The 12,863-nt window shown below is 67.1% G+C and carries 13 protein-coding genes; 9 read left to right on the forward strand and 4 right to left on the reverse strand.

From position 1 onward, the window contains the following. Position 1 precedes the first annotated feature (1 nt). Positions 2–529, forward strand: a complete 528-nt coding sequence (locus FZP69_RS05415; RefSeq protein WP_152040328.1) for a hypothetical protein — start codon at positions 2–4, stop codon at positions 527–529. Positions 530–624: 95 nt separating this feature from the next. Here the strand turns inward: FZP69_RS05415 and FZP69_RS05420 are convergent, their stop codons facing one another. The 4 genes from FZP69_RS05420 to FZP69_RS05435 form a co-directional block, all read right to left on the reverse strand. Continuing rightward, complete coding sequence (locus tag FZP69_RS05420) at positions 625–1,434, reverse strand: cytochrome c oxidase subunit 3 (RefSeq protein ID WP_152040329.1); 810 nt, start codon at positions 1,432–1,434, stop codon at positions 625–627. A 163-nt stretch (positions 1,435–1,597) separates the two neighbouring features. Continuing rightward, the gene (locus FZP69_RS05425; protein ID WP_152040330.1) at positions 1,598–1,840 is read right to left on the reverse strand and encodes a DUF7123 family protein; all 243 of its coding nucleotides are present in this window, start codon (positions 1,838–1,840) and stop codon (positions 1,598–1,600) included. Further along, a complete protein-coding gene (locus FZP69_RS05430; RefSeq protein WP_152040331.1) occupies positions 1,837–2,100 on the reverse strand; it encodes a hypothetical protein in 264 nt (87 codons plus the stop codon). The genes FZP69_RS05425 and FZP69_RS05430 overlap by 4 nt, the downstream gene beginning before the upstream one ends. Before the next feature lie 301 nt (positions 2,101–2,401). Continuing rightward, positions 2,402–3,367, reverse strand: coding sequence for a nucleotidyltransferase family protein (locus FZP69_RS05435; RefSeq protein WP_152040332.1), 966 nt, complete (start codon positions 3,365–3,367; stop codon positions 2,402–2,404). Positions 3,368–3,584: 217 nt separating this feature from the next. On the opposite strand from FZP69_RS05435, the gene FZP69_RS05440 reads away from it, so the two are divergent. The 8 genes from FZP69_RS05440 to FZP69_RS05475 all read left to right on the forward strand — a co-directional run bounded on the left by FZP69_RS05440 (position 3,585) and on the right by FZP69_RS05475 (position 12,805). Next, the gene (locus FZP69_RS05440; protein ID WP_152040333.1) at positions 3,585–3,875 is read left to right on the forward strand and encodes a transcriptional regulator; all 291 of its coding nucleotides are present in this window, start codon (positions 3,585–3,587) and stop codon (positions 3,873–3,875) included. An 88-nt stretch (positions 3,876–3,963) separates the two neighbouring features. Continuing rightward, positions 3,964–5,376 carry a sensor histidine kinase gene (locus tag FZP69_RS05445; protein WP_152040334.1) on the forward strand — a complete coding sequence of 471 codons (1,413 nt, stop codon included), beginning with the start codon at positions 3,964–3,966 and terminating at the stop codon, positions 5,374–5,376. 77 nt (positions 5,377–5,453) lie between these two features. Continuing rightward, positions 5,454–6,020, forward strand: coding sequence for a hypoxanthine/guanine phosphoribosyltransferase (gene hpt, locus FZP69_RS05450; RefSeq protein WP_152040335.1), 567 nt, complete (start codon positions 5,454–5,456; stop codon positions 6,018–6,020). A gap of 154 nt (positions 6,021–6,174) precedes the next feature. Continuing rightward, positions 6,175–8,103 carry an ABC transporter substrate-binding protein gene (locus FZP69_RS05455; protein ID WP_152040336.1) on the forward strand — a complete coding sequence of 643 codons (1,929 nt, stop codon included), beginning with the start codon at positions 6,175–6,177 and terminating at the stop codon, positions 8,101–8,103. A 25-nt stretch (positions 8,104–8,128) separates the two neighbouring features. Continuing rightward, positions 8,129–9,097 carry an ABC transporter permease gene (locus tag FZP69_RS05460; protein WP_152041522.1) on the forward strand — a complete coding sequence of 323 codons (969 nt, stop codon included), beginning with the start codon at positions 8,129–8,131 and terminating at the stop codon, positions 9,095–9,097. Further along, the gene (locus FZP69_RS05465) at positions 9,097–10,335 is read left to right on the forward strand and encodes an ABC transporter permease (RefSeq protein WP_152040337.1); all 1,239 of its coding nucleotides are present in this window, start codon (positions 9,097–9,099) and stop codon (positions 10,333–10,335) included. Before FZP69_RS05460 ends, FZP69_RS05465 begins: the two co-directional genes overlap by 1 nt. Beyond that, positions 10,332–11,462 carry an ABC transporter ATP-binding protein gene (locus FZP69_RS05470; protein WP_152040338.1) on the forward strand — a complete coding sequence of 377 codons (1,131 nt, stop codon included), beginning with the start codon at positions 10,332–10,334 and terminating at the stop codon, positions 11,460–11,462. Before FZP69_RS05465 ends, FZP69_RS05470 begins: the two co-directional genes overlap by 4 nt. Beyond that, positions 11,462–12,805, forward strand: coding sequence for an ABC transporter ATP-binding protein (locus FZP69_RS05475; protein WP_152040339.1), 1,344 nt, complete (start codon positions 11,462–11,464; stop codon positions 12,803–12,805). The genes FZP69_RS05470 and FZP69_RS05475 overlap by 1 nt, the downstream gene beginning before the upstream one ends. Positions 12,806–12,863: the final 58 nt, after the last annotated feature.

The raw sequence follows: 12,863 nt of genomic DNA on the forward strand, positions 1-12,863 counted from the left end.
GATGGGCGACGCCGACGCCGACTCCGACTCCGTGCTGTTCACCTACGTGGCGCCGTTCGTCGGCGTCCTGCTCATCTCCATCGGGATCGGTGGCGCCGTCCCCGGTGGCTACGCGCTCATTCAGGAGGACCTCCGCGACTGCGACTCGCCGACCATCCTGGTCGAGCCGCCCGAGCGGGCCGCGGCGCTCACCGACGACGGCGGCCCGGACCTGACTCGCATCCCGTTCGAGAATCTGACCGACGCCGAACAGGAGGCGTTCGTCGCGGCGCTCGACGCCCCGCGCCGCGAGGCGCACATCCACGGGTCGTTCCGCAACCGTCCCGCGTTCGAGGAGGGGGCCATCGTCGTCTTCGAGGGAGCGCCGTACTACGTCACCATCGTCGCCGAGAACACCTGCTTCCGGGCCCCGCCGCTGGGCTTCCCGCTGGGACTGTTCGCCATCGGCCTCGGCACCGTCGCCGTCCTCACGCCGCCGGCCTACCGGAAACTGGTCGCGCTCGAACGGCAGGCAGACGAGCGCGACTGAGACGGGGACGGGGACGGAGGCGGGACCCTGGACCCTGGACCCTGGATCCGGGGATTCGCTCGACCAGCCACCGACGTCGTCGCGACCGTCCACGCTCAGCCGACGACCGCACCCACGTACAGCACGGCCACGAGGAAGATCCACACGACGTCGACGAAGTGCCAGTAGAGCGCGACCGTCCGGACCGCGGTGTCGCGACCCTCGGTGTAGTGACCACGCAGCGCGCGCCAGAGCACGATGCCGAGGAGGACGACGCCGAGCGACACGTGGAGCCCGTGGAGGCCCGTGAGACCGAAGAAGGCGCTCGCGAAGACCCCACCCGAGAGGGTGAACTCCTCGTGGACGACGAACTCGTAGTACTCGAACACCTGCCCGGCGACGAACACCACGCCGAGGCCGACCGTGACCGCGAGCCACCTGACGAACCGTTGCCGGCGGCCGGCCTCGAGCGCGCCGTGTGCGAGGTGGATCGTCCCGCTGCTCGCGACGAGCACGAGCGTGTTCGCGAGCACGAGCGAGCCGACCAGCGGGGGGAGTTCGCTCGGCGGCCACGACCCCACTCTGATGAACGCGTAGTAGACGAACCCCGCCAGGAACGTCGCCACGTCCGAGATCAAGAACAGCACCATCCCCCCGACGTAGAGCCGCGAGCGGTCGGCCTGCGTCGTCCAGTAGTCGGCCACGAACGCCTCGTAGGCCCAGCCGACGAGCCCGACGAACAGCAGCACACCGCCGACGGCGGCGAGTCCGCCGAGGGGGAGCCGTGGGAGGAGTGATCCACCGGCGAGCAACAGCCCGACCCCGCCGTACAGCGCCGCTGCACCGACGGCGGCGACGACCGGCCAGCGGCTCCTGTGGTGGACATGTCCGTGGTCACCGACCGTCGCGTCCGATGTCCCGTCCATACAGCCTCATCCGGTCGTGGTGACAAATATCCACCGCGCCGTCGGCGTGACTGCGAGGCGTCGATCGTCCCGGTGGTGGACGCGACGCGCGTCCGGAGACGGAGCCAGTCATCCGTCGGCGTGGTCAGTCATCCGATGGCGCGGGTGTCCGGTGAGGACGTGATCAGTCGCTCGCGGGGACGACCCGCCACGTCGTGGCGTTCGCGTACCCCCACTCGTCGATATCCAGCGCACTCGTCGACCGGCGAATCTCCGGGAGGAGCGCGCCGATCTCCTTGGTCGAGAGGTCGACCTCGCCGGCGATGAACTTGCTCTTGAAGTAGAACTCGCCGTCCTCGGCCCGCCGGCGGAGGTACTGCTCGAGCCGGTCGCGCTTGCGCGCCGTCGACGCGTCGGTGCGGCTCATGCTCGTGCTCGCTCGGGCGACTCCTGTCCCCGTCCGCGGGGGGCGTGGTCACGGCCGACGACCAGCGCGGCGGCGTTCGCCAGCCAGAGTGCGAGGATCACCGGAGCCGAGGTGGCGGTGAACCCTTCGATTGCCAGCAACGGCACGTGGAGGAACGGGAGGGCGACGGCGGACCAGAAGCCGACCCACCGCAGGGCGGCGATGCTCCGGTCGACCGACTGGGTCACCAGTGGGGAGGCGATTCGGGCGTACTCGTTCATGCGTGTCCACTCCTCGACGCGGAACCACCCAAAAGGTATCCAAGGCTCAATCGGCGCTTTGAGTCACCGCGTCGCACGCCGCCGGATCGGTGCGGGGTCGGTGCCGAGTCAGTGCTGAACCGTGTCGGTGTCGGCGCGTGCTGGCTGTCGGCGTCGGCGCGTGCTGGCTGTCGGCGTACGCCGGACGTTCGTGGGCGTGTCGTCGACCGTTCGTGCGGGTCGCGTGTGAAAAACAGCGGCTGTTGGTGACCGCGGGCCGTCCCGTCGCGTTGCGACTCGCGTGACTCGAGGTATCGTCGCCTTACTCGTCGCGTAGTTGCGAGTACGCCCCGACGAGCGACTCGGTCAGTTCGAGGCCCTCGACGTGGGTCTGTTCGTCGACGATCGACTCGTCGAGTGTCGAGTCGACGATCGTCGCGTCGGGGAAGACGACCGAGCGGTCGATCGTCGAGTTCTCGATGTGTGCGCCCGCCATCACGTGGACGTTATCGCCGAGGTCGGACCCTTCGATCACCGCGTCGTCGTGGACGTAGTTGTCCCCCTCGAGGTAGCCTTCGACCGCGTCGAGGTACGACGCGGCCGTCCCGATGTCGTACCACTCGGTGTCGAAGGTGAACGCGTAGACGTCCTCGTGCGACTGGAGCCACTGGACGAACCAGCCGGGCTCGTCGGGGTTGTTGTCGTCCGAGAGGTAGTCTTCGAACAGCGGGAGGGTGTCCTGCGGGTAGAGGTAACACGCGATCGAGACGAGCGTACTGGCCGGGTTCTCGGGTTTCTCCTGGAAGTTGACGACCCTGTCGCCCTCGAGCTCGACGAGGCCGTACGACTTGGCTTTCTCCTTCGAGCCGACGTCGTAGGCGACGAGCGACGGCGACTGCTTCTCCTCGAAGTAGTCGATGAAGTTCGACAGGCCGAAGCTGATGAGGTTGTCACCCGCGACGATGAGCAGGTCGTCGTCGACCTCCTCTCGGTCGATGAGCTGGGCCATCGCGCCGACGACGCCGAACTTCTCGTCCTCTTCGACGGTCTCTTCGACCGAGAGCGTGGGCTTGTCGTAGTCGCTCTCGGCGAGGAACTCCTCGAACTCGTCCGCGAAGTACTCGTTGGTGCTGATGAACACCTCGTCGATGCGGTCGTCGGCCTCGAGCTCCTCGAAGATGGTGTCGATGACGGTGCCGTCCCCGATGGGGAGGAACATCTTCGGACGGTGCCGGGTGATGGGCCAGAGGCGCGTGGCGTACCCGCCTGCCAGGACAACTGCCTTCATGGTTCGTCCGCCGTTTCTCTCCGCGGTGTTTTTGTCTTTGCTATGTCCTCTCCGGAGCGATACGCGAACGGTCACCAGCTGATACGCGAACAGTCACCGGCCGATACGCGAACGGTCACCGGCCGATACGCGAACGGTCACCGGCCGGGAGTCGTGTGCGAGTCTGCCGCCGCGTGCGCACGACAAGACGTTTGCCCGTTCGCCTCCGACCCCGAGCATGACCGAGGACACGACGCGACAGCGCATCGCCGACGAACTCCGCGCCGCCCCGGCGACCGCGAGCGAACTGTCGACGCGCGTCGGCGTCCCCGCCTCGACGGTGTACGACCACCTCCGGCACGTCGCGCGCTCGCTCGACGGCGACGACGAGCAGTTCCTCGTCGCGCCGCCCGAGTGTCGGACCTGCGGGTTCAGCGCCTTCGACGACCCCGTCAACTACCCCTCCCGGTGTCCGGACTGTCGGAGCGAGGGGATCGAGGAGGCGGTGTTCAAGATCGAGGTGGTGTAGCGGCGACGGGTCGACGATCGAGGAACTGTTTTCAAAACAGAGAAACGGGGCAGAGGCGTTAAAACGGGAGAAGAGACACAGAGAAACGATGCAGGTCGACGAGTCACTCTCTATTCTCATCGTTGACGACAGCGCTTTCTTCATCTCACTTCTCACCGACAAGCTGGAGTCGACCCACGGAATGACCACCACGACGGCGACGAACGCCGACGAGGCGATGGCGGCGCTGGCACGGGAGCCAGTCGACTGTATCGTGAGTGACTACCAGATGCCGGAAACGACCGGCCTGGGGCTGTACGAGCGGGTCGAGGACCAGTACGACGTCCCGTTCATCCTGCTCACCGGCGAGGGCGGCGAGGAGGTCGCGAGTCGCGCGATCAGGATGGGTATCGACGAGTACCTCCTGAAAGAGAGCGTGCAGGTGGACGAGCCGCTCGAACTGCTCGTCAACCGCATCCGGAACGTCGTCGAACGGCATCGGACCCAGCGGAAGTACGAACGACTGGTCGACAACTCCCCGGACGAGATCAGTCGGCTCGACGTCGACGGGACGCTCCGGGCCGTCAACGACACGATGGCGCGCTCGTTCGGAGCGTCGGAGTCGGAGCTCGTCGGGCGACAGTTGTCCGACTGTCTCCCTGCCGACGTCGCGGCGACCCGCATCGAACAGAGCAAGCGTGCGATCACGGCCGGTAGCGCGGTAACGTTTCAGGACAGTATCGGGATGCGGCACTTCCACAACATCGCGGTGCCGCTCGCGACCGCCACGGAGGTGGAGTCGGTCCAGCTCGTGACTCGAGAGATAACGCTCCAGAAGCACAACGAACGGAAACTGGCACAGAAGTCCGAGACGCTCGCCATGATCAACCGCATCGTCCGTCACGACATCAACAACGACCTCCAGTTGCTCATGGGATGGGCCGATATGATCCGAGAACACGTCGACGAGGCGGGGATGGAGACGGTCGAGCGCATCGACGAGACGAGCACGCATATCTCCGAGCTCACGTCCATCGCCCGGGACTTCGTCGAATCACTCGAGGACGACGCCGAGGTCCGGCTCGAACGGGTCGCGCTCGACCGCCTCCTCGAAGCCGAGGTGGAGAAGAAGCGGGCGGCACACGACGATGCGACGATCACCGTCGTGGGTCTCCCACGAGTGACCGTCCGGGCCAACCAGCTGTTGTCGTCGGTGTTCGGCAACCTGCTGAGCAACGCGGTTCGTCACAACCGCACCGGCTCACCCACGATCCACGTCGAGTGTGACGAGACCGACGACGACGCCGTCGTTCGGATCGCCGACAACGGTCCGGGTGTCCCCGACGAGCGGAAGGAGGCGATCTTCGGGAAAGGGAACATGGGTCCCGAAAGCCCCGGCACCGGCATCGGCCTCCACCTCGTCTACACGCTCGTCGAACAGTACGGGGGAGACGTGTGGGTGGAGGACAACGAGCCGTGCGGTGCGGTCTTCGTGGTGGAACTCCCGAAGACCGCCCCGTGAGAGCCGGGACGAGACGACCTCACGCGAGCGAGCGGGCGAACCGCCACGTTTTATTCCTCCCCTTCGGTACCGTCGGCATGGACCAGTTGCGGCAGTCGCTCCTCGACGCACCGATCATCGAGAAAGACGACTACCAGTACTTCGTCCACCCTATCAGCGACGGGGTGCCGATGCTCGAACCGGAGCTCCTGCGCGAGATCGTCATCCGCATCATCCGGAAGGCGGAGATCGAGGACGTCGACAAGATCGTCACGCCCGCGGCCATGGGTATCCACATCTCGACCGCGGTCTCGCTCATGACCGACATCCCGCTGGTGGTCATCCGCAAACGACAGTACGGGCTGGCGGGCGAGGTGTCGCTCCACCAGACGACGGGCTACTCCGATTCGGAGATGTTCATCAACGACGTCAAGTCGGGCGACAAGGTGCTCGTCCTCGACGACGTGCTCTCGACGGGCGGCACGATGAAGGCCATCCTCGACGCGCTGTCGCACATCGGTGCCGACGTGATCGACGTGGTCGCCGTGATCAAGAAGGCAGGGCCGAACAAACTCGACGACACCGACTACTCGGTCAAGACGCTCATCAACGTCACCGTCGAGGACGGCGAGGTCGTCGTCGTCGACGCACAGGGCGACGACTGATCGCACGGCCCGCCGCGGACCCGAGCGGCGGCGGTTCGACCCTCGTCGACGCGTCCGGAAGCGATCGGCTGTTTCCGGGGTGGAAACGGACGATTTCGCGTGAATGACACCCCCCACCGATGGATATTTACTTTGGAGGCTGTTTTCACACACCATGCCATCCGGTTCCGGAGGCGACGACGGCCCGGCCGCCCTGTATCGGCCGGGTCGGAGAGACCTGTTGAAACTACTGGGCGTCGGGGGTGTCGCGGCGCTCGCGGGCTGTTCGAGCAGCCAGGGAGACGGTTCCGACGGCGACGGGGGGGACCAGAGCGGCGGGAGCACGACGGACCAGACGACCTCGGATAGCCGGGCGAGCGGCGCCAGCGACGGCGAGCGGAGCGTCGGCGGCACGTACGTCAGTGCGTCGTCGGTCGACGCCTCCTCGCTCAACTGGATCTCCATCGCGGACACGACCTCTGGCGGCTACATCGGCCTCACGATGGACGCGACCTGGGTCATCACGCCCGAGCAGGAGATCTTCCCGCTCTGGGCCGACATCTCAACCGAGGACGGCCGCGTCTACGAGGTCTCGCTCCGCGACAACCTCCAGTGGGGTGCCGGCTACGGCCAGATGACCGCCGAGGACTGGGTGTACATGATCACGAACGTCTTCCAGGCGTCGGAGAACTGGTCGGGCTACCCCAACGCCGACGACTGGATCCGCGGGGGCGAGCCGATCCCGGTCGAGAAGACGGGGACGCTCACGTTCGAGATCCGACTGCCGGAGATCGACCCGTCGTTCCCGTTCAAACCCGTCCTCTGGGGGCAGAACTGCATGCCGAAGGGACTCTTAGAGAAGTACGTCCCGAACCAGGACACCGAGGGGCTGAAACAGGACGAGGAGGTCAACACGCTGGCGTACACCGGCAACCTCGGCCCCTACACGTACGAGCAGTGGGAGCGCGAGTCGCAGTTCGTCGTCACCCGCAACGACGATTACTACCTGCGCGAGGTCGCCGCGAACGGGGGGTTCGAGGGGTACGACGACGAGTTCGCCTCGCAGTTCGCGGAGGCACCGTACTTCGATCGGTACATCGTCCGCGTGATCAAAGAGGAGAGCGCCCGGCTGGGCGCGCTCCGCGGGGGTGACGTCACGAGCGCCGGCGTTCCGCCGAACAAGGCTAACCAGTTCCAGGACACCGACGGGGTCTACCTCAACGTCACGCCACAGCCGTTCGTCTCGGTCCTGACGTACAACCAGCGGGCGAACGGCTGGCGGCCCTTCAGGCGAAAGGCGGTCCGGCAGGCGCTGGCACACGCCGTGAACAAGCAGGCCATCGCCGAGAGCATCTACCGCGGCTACGCGCAGGTCGCCCAGACGATGCAACCGAAGTGGACGAAGTGGTACGTCGACGACCGGATCACGAACTACGGTGTCGGCGACCGGTACGGGCCCGAGGTCACGCGCTCGGCGCTGGCGGACGCGCTCTCTGGCACCGAGTACAGCTACGACGGCGACACCCTCGAGAACGGCAACGGCGAGCAGGTCACCCTCTCGTTGTTCTTCGACCAGGGCCAGAACACGGAGCAGACGACCGCCGAGTTCGTCGCCCAGGAGTTCCAGAAGAACGCCGGCATCGACGTCGAGCTCAAGGCCACCTCGTCGTTCATCGAGAAGTACGCCTCGAACACCCCGTCCCAGGGCGAGGAGGCGCCCTGGAGCGCCGGCCGGTTCAACGGCGGCCCCCGCGACGTCTCCGTGAGCCAGGAGCCGTGGGATATGTCGCTCAACCTGGGGTTCAACACCTACCCGTACACGCCCGCCTCCTCCAAGGGGTTCTTCGAGACGCGCGGCGGGATCAACTACTACGGCTACGTCCCCGAGGCGGACATCGCCGGGCTGTACGAACAGGCGTCACAGACGGCCGACGAGACCGAGCGCCGCGAGCTGTTCGGCCGGGCGTTCGGGCTCATCAACGACGAACAGCCGTTCGGCTTCGTGACGATGTCGTCGTCGATCTCGGGCTACCGCTCGACCCTCCAGGGGCCGATCGAGGACTTCGCGAGCGGCTGGGACTCCCAGCGGTGGTACTTCGAGTGATCCGTCCGGGGAGCCGACGATGAGTATGCGCTGGTACGTCGTCCGGCGGCTCCTCTGGACCGTGGTGGCGACGTTCATCATCCTCTCCGTGACGTGGGGGCTCCTGACGGTGACGCCGAACCAGCAGGCCGCCGAACTGCAGTTCCAGGCGGCACAGGCCGGCGGGAGCGCCGAAGCCGCCGAGGCGGCGTTCGAGCAGTCGCGCGGTCTCGACCGCCCCCTCTGGGAGCGGTACACGACCTACATGACGAACATGGTCTCGCTCAACTGGGGGTGGTCGGATAGCCGCTCACAGCCGGTGATCGAGGCGATCTGGGCGGCGCTGCCGTACACCGCCATCTACTCGGTCCCGACGACGATCCTCTCGATCCTCCTCGGCCTGTCGATCGGGCTGTACTCCGCCACCCACCAGTACACGAAGACAGACTACGCGGCGACGTTCTTCGCCTTCTTCGGCTTCGCGATCCCCAACTTCTGGTTCGCCATCATCCTCCTGCTCGTGTTCGGCGTCCAGCTGGGGTGGTTCCCGGTCGTCTTCGACCCCGACGCCCCCTTCTTCTCGCTCCAGATGGCCCAGCAGCTGGTGTTGCCCGTGATCGTCCTCACGACCGGCACCATCGCGGGGCTGATGCGCTACTCGCGGGCGCGAACCCTGGAGTTCGTCCAGTCGGACTTCGTCAAGACCGCGCGGGCGAAAGGGGCCAGCGAGTGGCGCGTCCTCACCCGACACATCCTCCGGCCCGCCTCCCCGCCGCTGGTCACCATCCTCATCTCCGACCTCCTCGGTATCTTCATCGCCGCCTCCTATCTCGTCGAGGTCGTCTTCGGCATCCCCGGGCTGGGACAGCTGTCGTTCCGGGCCATCATCGCACAGGACACCGCACTCGTCCTCGGAACCGTGTTGATCGGCGTCTTCATCGCCATCGTCGGCAACCTGTTCCAGGACCTCGCGTACACGATCCTCGACCCACGCATCGACTACGGTGATCGCTGATGGCGACGGAGACCGACTCCCGAGGAGGGTACGGCGGCGAAGGCGGCCCCGAACACGAGACCTTCGAGGACATCGACTGGTCGGAAGACAGCGGCCGTGCCGTGCTCTCGCGGCGCGACCTCGGTACGCTCGGCGTCCTCGCGGTCCTCGCGGTCGTCTTCGTCTACGACTACGTCGTCGTCCCGACGGACACCCCCACGTTCGAGTTCGATCTCCCGCCGGCGGTACCGCTGTTCGGCGACGCCTTCATCTGGGATGTCACCCAGCTCGACTGGCTGTTCGTCCTCACGCTCGTCGTGATGGTCTTCTACGTGGTGCTCCCGCTATCGGACAACCGCCGGCTCACGGCGTACTACTGGCGACAGTTCAAGAAGAACCGGCTCGCCGTGGTGAGCCTCGTCTACCTCGTCGTCGTCTTCTTCATCGGCACCGTCGGCCCGATCTTCATCCCCGCGCCCGAACTCGCGCTCACCCGGCAGTACCAGCCGCCGATGTTCACGACCGTAGATACGTCGGTGCCGATCCAGTGCGTGGGTCAGGTCACGGGTGACGCCTGTCACGGCTCGCTCGCCCACCCGCTCGGGACGACCTCCGACGGGAAGGACATCCTCGTCCTCGTCATCTACGGCATGCAGGTGAGCATGAAACTCGGGCTCATCACGACGCTCTTGGTGATCTCGATCGGTACCATCGTGGGAACGGTCGCGGCGTACTCCGGCGGGATGCTCGACGAGGTGCTGATGCGCTACGTCGATATCCAGCTCACCTTCCCCACGTTCTTGCTGTACCTCCTGCTGGTGTTCCTCTTCGGCGGCTCGCTGTTCATGTTCATCCTGCTGTTCGGGCTCACCTCCTGGGGCGGCATCTCCCGCCTCGTGCGGTCGGAGGCCCTGCAGCTGCGAGAGGAGGAGTACGTCATGGCCGCCCGGAGCGCCGGGGCCGACGCCGCGTACGTCATCCGCCGTCACCTCGTTCCGAACGTCTCCTCGACCGTCATCACGGCGGCGACGCTCGCTATCCCGGGATACATCCTCGCGGAGGCGGCGCTGTCGTTCCTCCAGCTGGGAGATCCGACCATCCCCTCGTGGGGGCAGGTCATCGCCGCCGGGCGCTCGGATCTCGACACCGGATGGTGGATCTCCACGTTCCCCGGCTTCTTCCTCTTCTTCACCATCCTGGCGTTCAACTTCATGGGCGACGCGCTCAGGGACGCGCTCGATCCGAGGGCCGAGAAATGACTACTCGTGAGTCGGGCCGCGACCGAGAGCCACTCCTCGAGGTCCGCGACCTCCATACCCGCTTCCGGACCGACGACGGCGTCGTCCGCGCGGTCGACGGGGTCTCTTTCTCGGTCGATCGGGGCGAGACGGTCTGTCTCGTCGGCGAGTCGGGATCGGGCAAGACGGTCGCCTCCGAGTCGATCACCCGACTGATCCGGACGCCCCCGGGGGAGATCGACGGCGAGATCTCATTCGAGGGCCGCGACCTCGCCACCCTCTCGAACGAGGAGCTCACCGAGGTGCGCGGCGGCGACATCGCTCACGTGTTCCAGAACCCACAGGGCGCGCTCAACCCCGTCTACACCGTGGGCTGGCAGCTGATCGAGGCCGTCCGGCTCCACGACGACGTCTCGAAAGAGGCGGCGCGGGAGCGGGCACTCGAACTCCTCGACAGGGTGGGCATCCCCGACGCAACCGCGCGGTTCTCCGACTACCCCCACGAGTTCTCCGGCGGCATGAAACAGCGGGTCGTCATCGCGATGGCGCTGGCGTCGAACCCCAAGCTGCTGATCGCCGACGAGCCGACGACGGCGCTCGACGTGACGATCCAGGCGCAGATCCTCCGCCTGCTCGTTGAACTGCAAGAGGAGTTCGACATGAGCATCCTCCTCATCACGCACGACCTGGGCGTCGTCGCGGAGGTCGCCGATCGCGTGATCGTGCTGTACGCGGGCAAGGTGATGGAGACGGCGGGCGTGTACGACCTCTTCGACCGACCGTCGCACCCGTACACCCGCGCGCTCCTCGGCTGTCTGCCCGGTCGTGGCGGGCGGATGCACTCCATCGGGGGGACGCTCCCCGACCCGACGGACCCGCCGCCGGGCTGTCGGTTCGCCGAGCGGTGTCCCCACGCAGTCGACGCCTGTGTCGAGGGCGACCAGCCGCCGTTGTACGACGTCACCGACGGACGGGACGCGGCGTCCGCCCCCGAGACGACCGGTTCGGCCGACGGGCCCGACGTCGACCATCGCGTCTCGTGCGTCCACTTCGGTCCGGGTGGTGACCCGAGCGTCGTGCTCGCCGACGCCGACACCACCGACGGGCCGGATGCGAACGCGGAGTCCTCCGCGGGGGGTGACGACTGATGCCGCTGCTCGACGTCCGGAACCTCGAGAAACACTACCCGGTCACCGAGGGACTGCTGAAGAACGAGGTGGGACGCGTGCGGGCGGTCGACGGCGTCTCCTTCACCGTCGAGCGCGGCGAGACGCTCGGCATCGTCGGCGAGTCCGGATGCGGCAAGTCGACGGCCGCCACGTCGCTCCTCCGGCTCGAAGAGCCCACGGGCGGGCAGGTGCTGTTCGACGGCGAGGACATCACGACGTACGACGCCCGGGAGCTGAAGCGGTTCCGCCGGCGGGCACAGATGATCTTCCAGGACCCCACGTCGAGCTTCGATCCGCGGATGTCGGTGGGCGAGGCCGTCGCCGAACCGCTCGTCATCCACGGGATCCGCGACCGCGACCGCCGTCGCCGCATCGTGGGCGACCTGCTCGAACGCGTCGGTCTCTCCGCGGAGGACTTCGACCGCTACCCCCACGAGTTCTCGGGCGGCCAGCGCCAGCGGATCGCGCTCGCCCGGGCACTCGTCGTCAACCCCGACCTCGTGGTGGCCGACGAGCCGACGAGCGCGCTCGACGTCTCGGTGCAGGCGGAGATCCTCACGCTCATCGAGCGCGTCCAGGCGGAGTTCGGCCTCTCGATCGTCTTCATCAGCCACGACATGGGCGTCGTCCGGGAGGTGTGCGACCGCGTCGCCGTGATGTATCTGGGAGAGATCGTCGAGATCGGTCCCACCGCCGCGGTGTTCGGAGAGCCACAGCACCCCTACACGCGGGCGCTCCTCTCGTCGATCCCCGAGCCGGACCCGTGGTCGCGGGGGCTCGGGACGGTGCTCACCGGTGACGTGCCCAGCCCGTCGAATCCGCCCTCGGGCTGTCGCTTTCACACCCGGTGTCCCGAGATCATCCCGCCCGACGACTACGACCTCGGCCGGGAGGAGTGGCGGGCGACGATGAACCTCCGTATCCGCCTCCAGTCGGAGGGGATCGACGTCGACGGCGTCCGGGAGTTCGTCGCCGCAGAGACCGGGAGTCCGGCCGACGGCGTCCGCGACGACCGCGTCGTTGCGGCGATGCGCGCGGAGTTCGACATCCCGGAGACGCTGTCGGACCCCCGCGCCGAACGGGTGGTGCGCGAGGCGCTCGACGACGTGCTCGCCGGCGACCAGGCGGCCGCGTCAGACCGTCTCGCCGAGGCGTTCCCGACCGTCTGTGCCCGCGAACGACCGACGCTCGGCCCCACGGACGCGGGTCACGAGGCGGCCTGTCACCGTCACGACGACCGCTACAAAGACGTCCGCGCGACGCACGACGGCCACCCGCAGACCCGACACCCCGACACGACGCCGCCGGGTGCCGACGAGTGACGCAGTGCCGTGTGTGACCGGGGTGGCAGCCGAACTTTCCGCGGCCCGGCCGCTTTTG

Origin of the sequence: Salinigranum salinum, assembly GCF_009176545.1 — an archaeon.
Classification (GTDB): domain Archaea; phylum Halobacteriota; class Halobacteria; order Halobacteriales; family Haloferacaceae; genus Salinigranum; species Salinigranum salinum.

Coding starts and splice junctions, on each gene's coding strand:
- FZP69_RS05415 (WP_152040328.1), top strand. CDS start 2: ATGGGCGACGCCGACGCCGACTCCGACTCCGTGCTGTTCACCTACGTG.
- FZP69_RS05420 (WP_152040329.1), bottom strand. CDS start 1,434: ATGGACGGGACATCGGACGCGACGGTCGGTGACCACGGACATGTCCAC.
- FZP69_RS05425 (WP_152040330.1), bottom strand. CDS start 1,840: ATGAGCCGCACCGACGCGTCGACGGCGCGCAAGCGCGACCGGCTCGAG.
- FZP69_RS05430 (WP_152040331.1), bottom strand. CDS start 2,100: ATGAACGAGTACGCCCGAATCGCCTCCCCACTGGTGACCCAGTCGGTC.
- FZP69_RS05435 (WP_152040332.1), bottom strand. CDS start 3,367: ATGAAGGCAGTTGTCCTGGCAGGCGGGTACGCCACGCGCCTCTGGCCC.
- FZP69_RS05440 (WP_152040333.1), top strand. CDS start 3,585: ATGACCGAGGACACGACGCGACAGCGCATCGCCGACGAACTCCGCGCC.
- FZP69_RS05445 (WP_152040334.1), top strand. CDS start 3,964: ATGCAGGTCGACGAGTCACTCTCTATTCTCATCGTTGACGACAGCGCT.
- hpt (WP_152040335.1), top strand. CDS start 5,454: ATGGACCAGTTGCGGCAGTCGCTCCTCGACGCACCGATCATCGAGAAA.
- FZP69_RS05455 (WP_152040336.1), top strand. CDS start 6,175: ATGCCATCCGGTTCCGGAGGCGACGACGGCCCGGCCGCCCTGTATCGG.
- FZP69_RS05460 (WP_152041522.1), top strand. CDS start 8,129: ATGCGCTGGTACGTCGTCCGGCGGCTCCTCTGGACCGTGGTGGCGACG.
- FZP69_RS05465 (WP_152040337.1), top strand. CDS start 9,097: ATGGCGACGGAGACCGACTCCCGAGGAGGGTACGGCGGCGAAGGCGGC.
- FZP69_RS05470 (WP_152040338.1), top strand. CDS start 10,332: ATGACTACTCGTGAGTCGGGCCGCGACCGAGAGCCACTCCTCGAGGTC.
- FZP69_RS05475 (WP_152040339.1), top strand. CDS start 11,462: ATGCCGCTGCTCGACGTCCGGAACCTCGAGAAACACTACCCGGTCACC.